General features: G+C 73.5%; 15 protein-coding genes. 1 reads left to right on the top strand and 14 read right to left on the bottom strand.

Annotated elements, in window-relative coordinates; all coding sequences use genetic code 11:
- Positions 1–26: 26 nt before the first annotated feature.
- The 11 genes from lgt to hisI all read right to left on the bottom strand — a co-directional run bounded on the left by lgt (position 27) and on the right by hisI (position 9815).
- The gene (gene lgt / locus AB0C62_RS20730) at positions 27–1127 is read right to left on the bottom strand and encodes a prolipoprotein diacylglyceryl transferase (RefSeq protein WP_362975121.1); all 1101 of its coding nucleotides are present in this window, start codon (positions 1125–1127) and stop codon (positions 27–29) included.
- Between the two features lie 144 nt (positions 1128–1271).
- A complete protein-coding gene (locus tag AB0C62_RS20725; RefSeq protein ID WP_362975119.1) occupies positions 1272–2048 on the bottom strand; it encodes a thioredoxin domain-containing protein in 777 nt (258 codons plus the stop codon).
- A 103-nt stretch (positions 2049–2151) separates the two neighbouring features.
- Complete coding sequence (trpA, locus tag AB0C62_RS20720; RefSeq protein WP_362975117.1) at positions 2152–2967, bottom strand: tryptophan synthase subunit alpha; 816 nt, start codon at positions 2965–2967, stop codon at positions 2152–2154.
- Positions 2964–4256 (bottom strand): tryptophan synthase subunit beta, encoded by a 1293-nt coding sequence (gene trpB, locus AB0C62_RS20715; protein ID WP_362975115.1) that lies wholly within the window; start codon positions 4254–4256, stop codon positions 2964–2966. The genes trpA and trpB overlap by 4 nt, the downstream gene beginning before the upstream one ends.
- Before the next feature lie 205 nt (positions 4257–4461).
- On the bottom strand, positions 4462–4677 hold the full coding sequence (locus tag AB0C62_RS20710; RefSeq protein WP_362975172.1) for a tryptophan synthase subunit(beta): 216 nt from the start codon (positions 4675–4677) through the stop codon (positions 4462–4464).
- 244 nt (positions 4678–4921) lie between these two features.
- Positions 4922–5731, bottom strand: a complete 810-nt coding sequence (gene trpC, locus AB0C62_RS20705) for an indole-3-glycerol phosphate synthase TrpC (RefSeq protein ID WP_164371571.1) — start codon at positions 5729–5731, stop codon at positions 4922–4924.
- A gap of 165 nt (positions 5732–5896) precedes the next feature.
- Entirely contained in the window at positions 5897–6286 is a 390-nt protein-coding gene (locus AB0C62_RS20700; RefSeq protein WP_362975170.1) for a DUF2752 domain-containing protein, read from the bottom strand.
- Positions 6287–6557: 271 nt separating this feature from the next.
- Positions 6558–6803 (bottom strand): HGxxPAAW family protein, encoded by a 246-nt coding sequence (locus AB0C62_RS20695; protein WP_362975113.1) that lies wholly within the window; start codon positions 6801–6803, stop codon positions 6558–6560.
- Between the two features lie 180 nt (positions 6804–6983).
- Positions 6984–7637 carry a TIGR02234 family membrane protein gene (locus AB0C62_RS20690; RefSeq protein ID WP_362975111.1) on the bottom strand — a complete coding sequence of 218 codons (654 nt, stop codon included), beginning with the start codon at positions 7635–7637 and terminating at the stop codon, positions 6984–6986.
- A 265-nt stretch (positions 7638–7902) separates the two neighbouring features.
- On the bottom strand, positions 7903–9390 hold the full coding sequence (locus AB0C62_RS20685) for an anthranilate synthase component I (RefSeq protein ID WP_362975109.1): 1488 nt from the start codon (positions 9388–9390) through the stop codon (positions 7903–7905).
- 11 nt (positions 9391–9401) lie between these two features.
- Positions 9402–9815: a phosphoribosyl-AMP cyclohydrolase gene (gene hisI, locus AB0C62_RS20680; RefSeq protein WP_362975107.1), complete on the bottom strand. Its 414-nt coding sequence runs from the start codon at positions 9813–9815 to the stop codon at positions 9402–9404.
- Positions 9816–9957: 142 nt separating this feature from the next.
- On the opposite strand from hisI, the gene AB0C62_RS20675 reads away from it, so the two are divergent.
- Positions 9958–10593: a TIGR03085 family metal-binding protein gene (locus AB0C62_RS20675; protein ID WP_362975105.1), complete on the top strand. Its 636-nt coding sequence runs from the start codon at positions 9958–9960 to the stop codon at positions 10591–10593.
- Between the two features lie 122 nt (positions 10594–10715).
- Here the strand turns inward: AB0C62_RS20675 and AB0C62_RS20670 are convergent, their stop codons facing one another.
- The 3 genes from AB0C62_RS20670 to AB0C62_RS20660 form a co-directional block, all read right to left on the bottom strand.
- A complete protein-coding gene (locus AB0C62_RS20670) occupies positions 10716–12107 on the bottom strand; it encodes an MFS transporter (RefSeq protein ID WP_362975103.1) in 1392 nt (463 codons plus the stop codon).
- A gap of 19 nt (positions 12108–12126) precedes the next feature.
- Positions 12127–12711 (bottom strand): helix-turn-helix domain-containing protein, encoded by a 585-nt coding sequence (locus AB0C62_RS20665; protein ID WP_362975101.1) that lies wholly within the window; start codon positions 12709–12711, stop codon positions 12127–12129.
- Positions 12712–12911: 200 nt separating this feature from the next.
- Positions 12912–14339 (bottom strand): helix-turn-helix domain-containing protein, encoded by a 1428-nt coding sequence (locus tag AB0C62_RS20660; RefSeq protein ID WP_362975099.1) that lies wholly within the window; start codon positions 14337–14339, stop codon positions 12912–12914.
- Positions 14340–14363: the final 24 nt, after the last annotated feature.

Here is a 14363-nt window from a genome sequence, read left to right as displayed (position 1 = left end):
CGCCCCCTTCGGCGTACGGGCGGAGCTCAGCTCTTCTTGGCCGACCCGGCCTCGTCCCGGGACGAGGCCGATGCCGCGGACGGGGCGTCGGACGCCTCGTCGGGCTCCGTCACGGATTCCTTCGGTGCGACGGACTCGCCGGCGTCGGCGGGCTCCCCGGAGGTGGCGGAGTCCTCGGCGGCGGGCTTGTCGAGGTCGACCGACGCGGCGTCGGCCGCGTCCTTGTCCTTGCCCTTGGCGTCCGTCCCGGACCCGTCCTCCGCTTCCGCGGAGGCCGTCGCCTTGTCGGCGTCGGAGGGGGCGTCCGGACCGGCGCCCGGCTCCACGACCGCCTCGCGGCCCGGACGCATCCGGGACGAGAGCACGATGTACAGCACCGCCAGGATGAAGACGCCGATCGCGGTCCAGTCGTTGAGACGCAGGCCCAGGATGTGGTGGGCGTCGTCGACGCGCATGTACTCGATCCAGAACCGGCCCACGCAGTACGCGGCGACGTACAGCGCGAAGGCGCGTCCGTGGCCCAGCGTGAAGCGGCGGTCGGCCCAGATGACCAGCAGACCGACGCCGATGCACCACAGCGACTCGTACAGGAACGTCGGGTGGTAGTAGCCGGGGACGCGGCCGTCCGTGGAGGACGTGATGTGCAGCGCCCAGGGAAGGTCCGTCGCCCGGCCGTACAGCTCCTGGTTGAACCAGTTGCCCCAGCGTCCGGCCGCCTGCGCGAAGGCGATACCCGGTGCGACGGCGTCGGCCCACGCGGGCAGCGGGATGCCCCGGCGGCGACAGCCGATCCACGCGCCCACCGCGCCGAGCGCGATCGCGCCCCAGATGCCGAGGCCGCCCTCCCAGATCTTGAAGGCGTCCACCCAGTCACGGCCCGCGCTGAAGTACAGCTCGTAGTCCGTGATCACGTGGTAGAGCCGGCCGCCGACGAGGCCGAAGGGCACGGCCCAGACCGCGATGTCGGCCACCGTGCCGGTCCGCCCGCCCCGGGCGATCCAGCGCCGGTTGCCGAGCCAGACGGCGAGGAAGACGCCGATGATGATGCAGAACGCGTAGCCGCGCAGCGGAATGGGGCCGAGGTGCAGCACACCGCGCGACGGGCTGGGGATGAAGGCAAGTTCCATGGCAAGGTCGACGCTACCGTGCCGGACGCCACCGACGGCGGGCAGCCCTGCAACGGGTCCATAACGTGCTGTGACCCACGGGCCCCGACAGCCGGTGCCCCCGGCCTGTCCGACAGGCCGGGGGCACCGGGGCCGGGCGGTGGCTCAGCCCTTGTTCTCGGCCTCGACCATCTGCTTCAGCTTGGCGGGTGTCATCGACTGGTCCGCGTAGATGTTCTTGCCGCCGAGGAGCACGGTCGGCGTGCCGTTGAAGCCGCTGCTCTGGAACGCGGCGTTCGACTTGGTGACCCAGCTGTCGTGCGTCCCGTCGTTCACGCACTTCTGGAACGTGGGAGTGTCCAGGCCGTCGACCTTGCCGGCGAGCTCGATGAGCTTGGCGTTGTCGGCGAAGGTGTCCTCGGTCTCCTTGGGCTGGTTCTCGTACAGCACGTCGTGGTAGGCGCTGAACTTTCCGGCGTCCTGGGCACAGGCCGCGGCGTTCGCCGCCTGGCGGGAGCCGCTTCCTCCCATGTTCCCGTCGATCAGCGTGACGAGGTGGTACTCCACCTTGAGCTGACCCGCGTCGACCAGCTCGTGGATGGTCGGGCGGTACGTCGTCTCGAAGGCCTGGCAGGCCGGGCAGCGGAAGTCCTCCCAGACCGTGAGGGTCGACTTGGCGCCGTCCTTTCCGACCGGGATGGCGAGACTGTCCTTGCCGGTGGCGCCCGAGGGCGTCACGACCGGGCCCGCGGCGTCGCTCTTCTTGTCCTTGCCCGAGTTGGCGGCGACCACGCCGATCACGGCCGCCAGACCCAGCACGCAGACCACCGAGGCCCCCACGATCAGCGCGCGCCGACGCTTCTCCGCGGTCTTCTGCTTCTCTCGCTCCGCCGCCATCCGCTCGCGGGCGCTGCGCTTTCCGTCACGGTTCTTCTCGCTCACATCCGGCAGAACGAACCGGGGAGGCGCAGCGCGCCTCCCCGGTCCAAGGTCCACCCGTTCGAGTGAGCGTATTGTCCGTTACGTGCGGACACGCTCTCCGGCGTTACGCCGTTGCGCGTACGCCCTTCGCCAGGTCGCCCGCGAGCGCGCGGACGGCGTCGAGACCGGCCGCCTCGTCCGGGGCGTCCAGCATCAGCTTCACGAACGCGGAGCCGACGATCACGCCGTCGGCGAAGCCGGCCACCTCGGCGGCCTGGGTGGCGTTCGAGACGCCGAGGCCGACGCAGACGGGGAGGTCGGTGGTCGCCTTGGTGCGCGCGACCAGTTCCTGGGCCTGCGCCCCGACCGAGGCGCGCGTGCCGGTGACGCCCATCAGGGAGGCCGCGTAGACGAAGCCGCTGCCCGCCGCGGTGATCTCGGCGAGCCGGGCGTCCTTGCTGCTGGGCGCGACGACGAAGACGGTCGCGAGACCGTGCTTCTCGGCGTGCTCCCTCCACAGGGCCGACTCCTGCACGGGCAGGTCGGGCAGGATGCAGCCCGCGCCGCCCGCCTCGGCGAGTTCGGCGGTGAACCGCTCGACGCCGTAGCGGTCGATGGGGTTCCAGTACGTCATCACGAGGACCGGCTTGCCGGTGGCCGCGAAGGACTCCCGGACCGTCCGCATCACGTCGGCGATCTTGAGACCGCCCCGCAGGGCGATGTCGTCGGCGGTCTGGATGACGGGCCCGTCGAGGACGGGGTCGCTGTGCGGCAGCCCGACCTCGACGATGTCGGCGCCGCCCTCGAAGACGGCCTTGACGGCGGAGATCCCGCCGTCGACGGTCGGGAACCCGGCCGGCAGGTAGGCGATGAGGGCGGACCTGCCCTCGGCCTTCGCGGCGGCGAGGGTGTCGCTCAACAGCTGGATGTTGCCGCTCACTTGGCGTCCCCCTCGATCTCGGCGTGCTCGCCCTCGGCGTCCGCGGGGACGACGGCGTCGGCCCCGGTCTCGTACAGGCCGAAGTAGCGGGCGGCGGTGTCCATGTCCTTGTCGCCGCGCCCGGACAGGTTGACGACGATCAGCCCGTCCTTGCCCAGCTCCTTGCCGACCTCCAGGGCGCCGGCGAGGGCGTGGGCGCTCTCGATGGCCGGGATGATGCCCTCGGTGCGGGAGAGCAGTCGCAGGGCCTGCATCGCCGCGTCGTCGGTGACCGCGCGGTACTCGCCCCGGCCGCTGTCCTTGAGGTAGGCGTGCTCGGGGCCGATGCCGGGGTAGTCGAGTCCGGCCGAGATCGAGTAGGGCTCGGTGATCTGGCCCTCCTCGTCCTGGAGGACGTACGACCGCGATCCGTGCAGGATGCCGGGCTCGCCCGCGGTCAACGTCGCCGCGTGCTCGCCGGTCTCCACGCCGTGCCCGGCGGGTTCGCAGCCGATCAGGCGGACGTCGCTGTCGGGGATGAAGGCGTGGAAGAGGCCGATGGCGTTCGAGCCGCCGCCGACGCAGGCGATGGCGGCGTCGGGCAGCCGTCCGGCGCGTTCCAGGATCTGCCGGCGGGCCTCGACGCCGATGACGCGGTGGAAGTCACGGACCATGGCGGGGAAGGGGTGCGGGCCCGCCACCGTGCCGAACAGGTAGTGGGTGCGGTCGACGTTGGCGACCCAGTCGCGGAACGCCTCGTTGATGGCGTCCTTGAGGGTGCGCGAGCCGGACTTCACGGCGATGACCTCGGCGCCGAGCATCCGCATCCGGGCCACGTTCAGCGCCTGGCGCTGGGTGTCGATCTCGCCCATGTAGATGGTGCATTCGAGGCCGAACAGCGCGCAGGCGGTGGCCGTGGCGACACCGTGCTGGCCGGCGCCGGTCTCCGCGATGACGCGGGTCTTGCCCATGCGCCTGGTGAGCAGGGCCTGGCCGAGCACGTTGTTGATCTTGTGCGAGCCGGTGTGGTTGAGGTCCTCGCGCTTGAGGAAGACGCGTGCGCCGCCCGCGTGTTCGGCGAAGCGCGGCACCTCCGTGAGGGAGCTGGGGCGTCCGGTGTAGTGGACGAGGAGGTCGTCGAGCTCGCGGGCGAACTCGGGGTCGGCCTTCGCCTTGTCGTACTCGACGGCGACCTCGTCCACGGCGGCGACCAGCGCCTCCGGGATGAACTTGCCGCCGAACGCGCCGAAGTAGCCCTCGGCGGTGGGGACTTGACCCTCGGGGTCGGGAATGAAGAACTCGCTGGGCATGCGGTTACCTCGCAGGGGCGACAGCCCCGGTTACGGGTCGGACAGGGATCACGTCAGCGAGACGCACCCGCGCTCCGCGGTCACCGACGCGCTCGTCGGCGACGGCGCCGCCCCGCCGCCGGCCCAGCCGGACCGCGACGGACGGGCCGTCGTGGGAAACCGGGGAGTGGCGGTACCGGCCGGTCCACCCGAGGGAGGGCCGTGCTCAGCCCACCCGAGGGGTGGGTCCGGCCGGACGGGGTGCGAGCGCGCGTACGCGCTCGGGCCATCGCATGCCGTTGACCTGACCCGGCTCGTCGCCGATGACGTAGCGGACGCGGCGCCCGTGGACCCGGCGGGCGGGGGCCCGGCAGCCGCGCGGACGACAGCCGCGGGCCAGCCGCGCGTAGGGATCGCGGGCCGCGGAGGCGGCGGGGAGCACCGCGCCGGACGGCACGAAGGGCCGCCCGGTCCCGGCGCGGCCGGGAAGGTCGAGGTGCCCGTCCGGCGCGGCGGACGGAAGGCAGTCTCCGTCGTCCGTGCGCGCTACGGGCGATCCGGCGCGAGGCCGGACGAGATCGCCGGACCGGTCCGGCAGGGCCGACCCCGCGCGCGCCGGTACGCCGTCGGGGCGGGAGCCCGGACGGGGTGCGGCGGCGGCGAGGGTCGGGGTGGTCACCGGCGGGTCAGTCCCGTCCGTGCCGCAGCGCCGGGTGGGCGCCGGCGGCGACGAGGTCGGAGACCGCGGTCTTCGGGTCGCGGCCGGTGACGAGGGACTCGCCGACGAGGACGGCGTCGGCGCCCGCGTTGGCGTACGCGATGAGGTCGTGCGGGCCGCGGACACCGGACTCGGCGATCTTGACCAGATCGTCCGGGATCTCGGGGGCGACGCGCTCGAAGGTGGTGCGGTCCACCTTCAGCGTCTTCAGGTTGCGCGCGTTGACACCGATGATCTTCGCTCCGGCGTCCACCGCGCGCTCGACCTCGTCCTCGTCGTGCACCTCGACGATCGGCGTGAGTCCGATGGACTCGGCGCGCTCGATGAGGGACTCCAGGGCGGGCTGGTCGAGGGCCGCGACGATGAGCAGCGCCAGGTCGGCGCCGTACGCGCGGGCCTCCCAGAGCTGGTACGACGTGACGATGAAGTCCTTGCGCAGGACCGGGACGTCCACGCGGGCGCGGACGGCCTCCAGGTCGGCGAGCGAACCGCCGAAGCGGCGCTGTTCGGTGAGGACGGAGATGACGGCCGCGCCGCCCGCCTCGTAGTCGGCCGCCAGGGCCGCCGGGTCCGCGATCGCGGCGAGCGCGCCCTTGGAGGGGCTGGACCGCTTGACCTCGCAGATGACCTTGACGCCGTCACCTCGCAGGGCGGCGACGCCGTCCTTGGCCGCAGGAGCCTTCGCCGCGCGCTCCTTGAGCTCGTCGAGGCTGACGCGCGCCTGCCGCTCCGCGAGGTCGGCACGGACTCCGTCGATGATCTCGTCGAGCACACTCACGCGAGCGGCCCCCTTCCCTGCGGTGGACGGTTGAAGCGGTGGAGCAGTCGACCCGGGTTCACCGTCGCTGACGGAAAAGTGAGTCACTGCGATGGTATCCGGAGGAAGGCGTAGCCCTCGCATCCGGTTGACGCCGGTCCCACTACCTGGACATTTGTCATTTGATCAAGGATGCAACCAGCCGCCGAAGGGCAGGTTCCGGACAACCGTGAAGACCAGCAGCAACGCGCCCACGCTCCACAGGTGGACCGGTCCGAGGTCGAGCCGGGCCGGCCGGCCGCGCACCACACGGATCACCCAGAAGGCCCACACGACGGCGAAGACGAGATAGCCGGCGACGGCCAGCGCGTTATCCGTGAGCGCCGCGGCCACGTCTCCGTGGACGAAGGCGTGCGCGCTGCGCAGACCGCCGCAGCCGGGGCAGTACACGCCGGTGAGGCGCAGCAGCGGGCAGACCGGGTAGTGCCCGGGCTGGTTGGGGTCGACGGCCCCGACGTAGGCGAAGGCGCCGACGACGGCCGCGAGCATCCCGGCCGGGACGGCGAGCCGCCGCAGGACCGCGCCGGTACCCGTCCCCGCGGAGGAGGTGCCCGCGGGGGCTGCCGGGGCCGGAGCGGGGACGGTGGGCGCCTGCGCGGCGGGACCGGCGTGGGGCTCCGCGCCGGACGTGCTCCAGGAGCCGGGGCCCCCGGTCTGCGTCACCCTCTGGGATTCGGCGTTCACCCAACGCATTCTGCCTCGCGCGCGGGGTGGACGCTCGCCCGGTACGCGAAAGGCGGCCCCGGCGGATGTGCCGGGACCGCCCTTCGGCGAAGACCTTCGCGGATCAGGCGTCGGCGCTCGCGGTCTCCCGGGCGCGCACGACCTGCTGGGAGGAGGTCTTCGGCTGGCCCAGGCCCATGCTCCGCATGACCATGCCGACGACACCACCGAGGGCGACGACGACCAGACCGGCCCAGAAGCCCAGCGGGTCGGCCATCACCATGAAGGCACCCGAGATGCAGAAACCGATGAAGGCGATGATGACACCGGTCCAGGCGGCCGGGGTGTGACCGTGGCTGCTGCCCGCCATGACTTGCTCCTCGTTGCTGTGTGCGTGTGTGAGTCGGACGCTCACCGTCCATTGTCCCGTACGGACGGGTCTGCCGTGAGCCGGGGGTCGCCGCTCGCGCGTCGGTCCGGCCACGTCAGGACGTGCGGCCCGGGGCGTGGGACCCGGTGGGGTGGGACGAAGGTCCTCCCGGGCCGGGGCTCAGGTCCCGGCAGGGTCGGGGCCGGTCGGGTCCTCGCCGCGGTCCAGGGCCTTCCAGAGGTCCTCGGGGCGGTCCGGGTCCACCGGCTTCGTCCTGCGGGGCCGGGGGGCGCCGTCGCGCTCGTAGCGGCCGGACATGGCGGGCCACAGCCGTCCGTAACGCACGGCGAGCAGGCCGGCCAGCAGGATCAGCGCGCCACCAGCCGCGGCCACGTACGGCCAGGCGGTGTGGCTGAGTCCGGCCGCGGTGGCGGCGGTGTTGCCGGAGGCGGCGGCGGCCTGTTCGTCGAGGGCGGAGCTGTCGCCCGCGCCGAGGACGGCCGCCACGACCGTGCCCGCGCCGGAGAGGGCGAGCAGCACGGAGACCAGCAGGCGGCCGGAACGGCGGACGGCGAAGACGGCGACGAGCGCGGCGAGGCCGACTATCGCGAGCGCCGCGGGCACGCCCGTGACGTCGCTGCCCTTGGCGGTCAGCGGAAAGGCGCCGCCGGCCACGGTCGCGGTCCCCTCCGCCCAGCTCTGCCGGGTGGACAGCAGGGCCACGGCCGCGCCGAGCGCACCGCTCAGCAGGGCCACGCCAAGGCTGCGGCGGCCGGACCGGGAGGGTCCGGCGGCTTCGGATCGGGGGTGAGGTACAGCAGTCACGTACTCCACTATCGCCTGAACCCTGGGCGAACCGTCACCCGGGGCTCACGTGACCCTCGTCCTATTGCCCGCACCGGTACGTCCCCGCCCCCGACCGGACGTCCCTCAACTGCCCGCGATCCGACCGCTCCAGGGGTCGGTCCCGGGCGGGCGGGGCGCTTGCGGGGTGGCCGTTTCCGTCGGCCCGCGGGTCGCAGGCAACCGCGGCCGCCTGCCGGTCGGTGACGTCCTCGGATCGGTCCTCCGGGCGCTGGGCGGGGCCGGGCGGCCGGGGTCAGGTGCCGAGGCGGTTGGCCGTGTGGACCGCTCGGAGCACTGCCGCCGCCTTGTTGCGGCACTCCTCGTCCTCCGCCTCCGGGACCGAGTCGGCGACGATGCCGGCGCCCGCCTGGACGTACGCCGTGCCGTCGCGCAGCAGGGCCGTGCGGATGGCGATGGCGGTGTCCGAGTCGCCGGCGAAGTCCAGGTAGCCGACGCAGCCGCCGTACAACCCGCGCCGGGAGGGCTCCAGTTCGTCGATGATCTGCATCGCGCGCGGCTTGGGCGCGCCGGACAGGGTGCCGGCGGGGAAGCAGGCGGTGAGCACGTCGAACGCGGTGCGGCCGGCGGCGACGCGGCCGGTCACCGTGGACACGATGTGCATCACGTGCGAGTACCGCTCGATGGACATGAAGTCGACGACCTCGACGGAGCCCGGCTCGCAGACCCGTCCCAGGTCGTTGCGCCCGAGGTCGACGAGCATGAGGTGCTCGGCACGCTCCTTGGGGTCGGCGATCAGCTCGTCGGCGAGGGCCTGGTCCTCCTGGACGGTGGCGCCGCGCGGCCGGGTGCCCGCGATGGGGTGCACCATCGCCTGCCCGTCCTCGACCTTGACCAGGGCCTCCGGGGAGGAGCCGACGACGTCGAAACCGTCGAAGCGGAACAGGTACATGTACGGGGAGGGGTTGGTCGCCCGCAGCACGCGGTAGACGTCCAACGCGCTGGCCGTGCACGGCGTTTCGAAGCGCTGGGAGGGGACGACCTGGAAGGCCTCGCCGGCCCGGATGCGCTCCTTGACGTCCTCGACGGCTGCCCGGAAGTCGGGGCCGCCCCAGAGCGCGGTGTACTCCGGCAGTTCGGAGGGCGGGAGCGCGGCGGGCGGCTGGGAGACCGCGCGCGAGAGGTCGGCCTCCATGGCGTCGAGACGGGCGACCGCGTCCGCGTAGGCCTCGTCGACGCCCGTGTCGAGGTCGTTGTGGTTGATGGCGTTGGCGATGAGCTGGACCGAGCCGTCCCAGTGGTCGAGGACGGCCAGGTCGCTGGTGAGCAGCATGGTCAGCTCGGGCAGCTTCAGGTCGTCGCGCTCGCCGGGGCCGATCTTCTCCAGGCGGCGCACGATGTCGTAGCCCAGATAGCCGACCATGCCGCCGGTGAACGGGGGCAGGCCCTCGCCGTGCGGGGTGTGCAGTGCCTCGATCGTGGCGCGCAGGGCGGCGAGCGGGTCACCGTCCACGGGGACGCCGACCGGCGGGGTGCCGAGCCAGTGCGCCTGTCCGTCCCGCTCCGTGAGGGTCGCGGCGGAGCGGACGCCGACGAAGGAGTAGCGGGACCAGGACAGGGAGGTGCGGCCGTTCTCCGCGGATTCGAGCAGGAACGTGCCGGGGCGCTCGGCGGCCAGCTTGCGGTAGAGCGCGACCGGCGTGTCGCCGTCCGCGAGCAGCTTGCGGCTGACGGGGATGACACGGCGGTCGGTGGCCAGCTTGCGGAACGTCTCGAGGTCCATGGCGGCTGACCTTACTGATCCCGGGCCGGTACACCGGAATCGGCGCCCTCGGGTCCGGTCCCGGCGTCCTTCAGCAGCACGTCGGCGTCGAAGCAGGTGCGGTCGCCGGTGTGGCAGGCGGCGCCCACCTGGTCGACGCGCACGAGGACCGTGTCCGCGTCGCAGTCCAGGGACACGGACTTCACGTGCTGGACGTGGCCGGAGGTGTCGCCCTTGACCCAGTACTCCTGGCGGCTGCGCGACCAGTAGGTGCAGCGGCCCGTGGTGAGGGTGCGGTGCAGCGCCTCGTCGTCCATCCAGCCGAGCATCAGCACTTCACCGGTGTCGTACTGCTGGGCGATGGCGGGGACGAGTCCGTCGGCGCCGCGCTTGAGGCGGGCGGCGATCTCGGGGTCGAGGCTGCTGGGCGGAGGCGTGCTGGTCATGGGTGCCATTGTGCCGCGCCCGGCGGACGTACCCGCCCGTTGTCCACAGGCCGGACCCGATGGCCGTCCCCGGGGCGGGACTGGCCGGATCCGCCCTGTTCTCCACTGGGCGGACCGGCTACCCGGTCGTAGGCTGGCTGGCATGTCGACCCATGCGAAGCGTGAACGACTCCTTCTCGCCGACCTGTTGGAAGCCGTGGGCCCGGAGGCCCCGACCCTCTGCGAGGGCTGGAACTCCCGGGACCTCGCGGCCCACGTGGTGGTCCGCGAGCGCCGCCCCGACGCGGCCGGCGGCCTCCTCGTCAAGCAGCTCGCCCCCCGCCTCGACCGGGTGATGGCGGAGTTCGCCACGAAGCCGTACGAGGAACTGATCCAGCTGGTCCGTACGGGACCGCCGCGGTTCTCGCCCTTCTCCCTGAAGCAGATCGACGAGGCGTCGAACGTGGTCGAGTTCTACGTCCACACCGAGGACGTGCGGCGCGCGCAGCCCGGCTGGACTCCGCGCCCGCTGGACGCGGTGTTCCAGGACGCCCTCTGGTCGCGCCTGGAGCGCACGGCCCGGCTGATGGGCCGCGGCACCCCGACGGGCGTGGTCCTGCGCCGTCCGAACGGTCAGACGACGGTGCTGAACAAGAACACGCCGGTCGTGACGGTGACCGGCGAGTCCTCCGAGCTGCTGATGTTCGCGTTCGGCCGGCAGGCTGTCGCGGACGTCGAGCTGGACGGCGACAAGGAGGCGATCACCAGGCTTCAGGAAGGGAAGCAGCTGGGGATCTGAGGACACGGGCCGCCCGACGGTGCGGCCGGTCCGGCGGGCACCGCCGGGACGGGCGCCGGCCGGGGCGCAGACCTGCGTCGCTCCCCGGCCGTCGGGCTCCTGCCCGTTCGGTCGCGAACCCGTCAGCGGGGCAGTTCGGCCCGCCGCAGGTCCCGTACGCCCAGGGCGACGACCCCGCCGAGGCCGCACACGACGGCGCTGCCGACGAAGACGGGACCGGTGCCCCACCAGCCGATCGCGGCGGCGGTCAGCGGCATGCTGAGCGGGGCGAGGCCGAGGCTGACGATGCCGGCGACGGCGGTGACCCGGCCCAGGTAGGCGGGGTCGGACTGGGTCTGCAGGAGCGCTCCGCACAGGGCCCCGCTGAGTCCGGCGAGCAGTCCGATGGCGAGGGCGACACCGACGGCCGCGCCGACGCCCGGCACGTAGGCGAGCGCGCCGATGGCGACCGAGCCGCCGAGGAGGGCCGCGGCGCCGGCGCTCCCGGCGCGCGGCAGCGTGCCGCGCCAGGCCAGCAGCAGCGCGGCGGCTCCCGCGCCGGCGCCGAAGGCGGCGACCACGAGGCCCATGCCGGACGCGCCCCACCCTCGCCGGTCGGCGAGCAGGGCCAGTCCCACGTTCAGGGGGCCCACGAAGCCGAGGTCGCCGAGGGCGATGGTGACGATGAGCGGGGCGAGGACGCGGTGGCCCCGGATGTAGCGCAGTCCGTCGCGCAGATCGCGCCAAGCGGTGGCGCGGGCGGGCTGCTCCGGCGCGGCGGCCGCGCCGTCCTCGCCGTCGGGCACGCGCGCGTCCGGGGCGGATTCGTCCACGCGCGCGGGGACCGCGCCGAGGTCCCCAGGCGTTCCGTCGGCATCGGCGACCACGTCCGGGGTGTTCGCGCCGTCGGCGACGCCCGGCGCCGGCTCCCGCATCCGTACGGAGATCAGCAGCGGCACCGAGACCGCGATGAGCAGGCCGGCGAGCGCGAACGCCGTCGCCGAGCCGCCGAGGGCCACGCCGAGTCCGCCGAGGGGCGCGCCCACCACGTTGGCGAAGCGGACGGCGAGGCCGCGCATGCCCTGGACCCGGGCGAGCTGGTCCCGGCCGGTCACCCGGGCGGGCAGGGCGCCCACGGCGGGCATGAACACGGCGTCGACGATGCCGAAGACCACGGCGAGCAGAGCCAGCAGCCAGAGCCCGGGACTGGTCACGAAGAGCAGCGCGGCGACGGTCAGGACGGCCGCGCACCGCACCGCGTCGCTGCCGATGACCACCCTGCGCGGCCCGAACCGGTCGGCGACCACTCCCCCGCCCAGCATCAGCAGGGCCCGCGGCACGGCGCTGACGGCCATCACGAGCCCCGCCTGCGACGGCGTGCCGGACTGGACTGCCGCCCAGGACAGGGCGATGTAGAAGACGTTGTCGCCGATCATCGAGGCCGTGTAGGCACCGAGCCAGCGCAGTACGTTGCCGTCGCGGTGGGCGGCTCTGCCGGGGGCCTGGGCGGCGGGCGGTATGACGGTCGTGGTCACGGACCGGGTCCTCTCGGAGTCAGGCGCGGAAGGGGAAGCCGTACGTGTGCAGCGCGACGTTCTCGCGCCCTTCGGTGTCGCCGGCCGCCTCGTCCGCGCGGCCCTTCTCGTCGTACTTCCTGATGACGTCGAGCAACTCCTTGTTGAGCGCGGCCAGTTCGGCCGGGGTCAGGCGCAGGTTCGACTCGGAGTCGGACGCGGCGCCGCCCCACTCGGCGCCCCAGGCGTGCCGCTCGTCCAGAAAACGCCGGTAGAGGGCGGCCCGCTGGTCGACGAGGAGCCGGGCGAACGCGGTGTGGGCGGCGGCCTTCTCCGGGGCGCTCCGGAAGTCCTCGTCGTGGACGCTCACGCCTTCCGAGGCCGGTTGCCACCAGCGCTCGCGGGCGTCGCTGCGCGGCTCGGCCTCCTCGATCAGGCCGTGCTCGGCGAGTTTGCGCAGGTGGTAACTGACCAGCGACGGCGCCTCGTCGACCTGTTCGCCGAGCTGGGAAGCCGTGGCCGCCCCGGCGACGTGCAGGGCGCGGTACAGCTGCATGCGGAGCGGGTGGGCGATCGCCTTGAGCGTCCCCATGTCGCTGATCCGACGGTCTTCCTTGCGTGTCATGCCTTCAGCGTAGATGCGAAAGAAAAGTTGCGCAATCAAAATTGCGCAACTTCTCTTTCACACTCTTCGCGCTCCGTCGCGCCCACCGCGTCCACCGCGTCTCGCCCGCCCGCACCGGCGGACCGTCGGCTCCCACGACGAAGCCCCGGCCGCCGAGGCGACCGGGGCTTCCCCCACGACGGGGCGGCGAGCGCCGCCGCTCAGGGGTCGAGCAGCGTGTGCGCGGCCAGCGCCAGGGACAGCTCCACCACGTCCGCGGGGCGGGTCAGCGAGCGGCCGGTGAGCTGCTCGCAGCGGCGCAGCCGGTTCAGGACCGTGTTGCGGTGGCAGTAGAGCCGTCCGGCGGCCCGCTGCGCGGACCCGTCGCAGGCGAGCCAGGCCGTGAGGGTGTCGAGCATGATGTCCCGGTCGGACAGGTCCAGCCGCAGCAGCGGCCCGAGGACCCGCTCGGCGAGCGCGGCACCGAGGGCGGGGGCGGAGACGACGAGCGCGGCCGGCAGGTGTTCCTCCAGCACGACGGTGCCGCCGGACCGGGGGCAGGCCCGCAGGGCGGTGTCGGCCAGCCGGCGGGCGTCACCGATCGCCGCGAGGCCCTCCACCACCGGGCTGACCCCGATCCGGGCCACGGGCGGGGCGGTCAGCCGGCGGGCGATCTCCCCGGCGTCCACGTCGAGTCCGTACGCCCACGGGCGCCCCTCGTCCCGTCCGTCACCGCCGTCGTCGTCGGCGCCCGGGGTGCGTTCCCCGGTGCCGTACGTCGGCCCGGTGCCGGTGTCGAGAAGTCCGGTCTCGTGGCCGTGGCCGGGTCCGTCCCCGTCGTGGGGGTGTCCGCCGAGCAGGACGATGCCGTAACTGCCCGCGCCGTCCCGGTCGCGGTCGCGGTACCAGAGGACGCGCAGCCCGGAGAGGTGCACCTGGCTCCGCGCCTCGGCGAACGCCCGGCCGGCGGGCAGGCGGGCCAGGACGACCGCGTACCTCCCCTGTTCGGGGAGGCCGAGGGCGGCCGCCGTGGCGGGCAGGTCGGCGATCCGCGCGGTGCCGTCGAGCAGCGCGGCCGTCATCAGCCGCAGCCTGTTCTCCCGGCGCCACATCAGCTCGCGCTCGGTCTGCCGGTAGGCGTCGGCCACCACGGCGCAGTGGTCGTCGACGAAGTTCCAGACGTCGGCGGCGACATGGACGAGCAGGCGGGCGTCGGCGGGATGCCGGCGGGTCGTCTCGTCGACGAGTTCCTGCCAGATCATGCCGCCGCCGAGGCGGAAGGCGCGCAGCAGCGCGTCCAGCGGGAGTCCGCGTTCGGCCCGCGCCCTGCCGATGGCCCAGGAGCAGCGCTGGGCGTCCTCGCGCAGCTCGCCGGGCCGGATCAGGGAGCCGACGTTGAGCCGCAACGAGCGCTGCACCTCGTCGCGCACGCCGTCCACGTCGGTCTCCATGGCCGTGCGGTAGGCGGGCTCACGCTCCCTCAGCAGCGTCATCAGGCGTTCGGTCAGCTCGGGCAGCCCCGCCATCAGTGCCCGGGCGGCGCGGTGCAGGACCGAGAGGGCCTCCGCGTCGACGGCGGAGCGCGCGGCCGGTACCAGGGGCCGCCGTCCGGGCAGGGGCCGGCCGTGGGCGGGTACGAGGTGCTGCATCGCTGTCCTCCACCGGAGTCGGCT

The organism is Streptomyces sp. NPDC048643, from assembly GCF_040650615.1.
Taxonomy (GTDB): Bacteria; Actinomycetota; Actinomycetes; order Streptomycetales; family Streptomycetaceae; genus Streptomyces.
The sequence above is the reverse complement of the archived record's forward strand: the minus strand, read 5'-3'. Positions and strand labels throughout refer to the sequence as shown.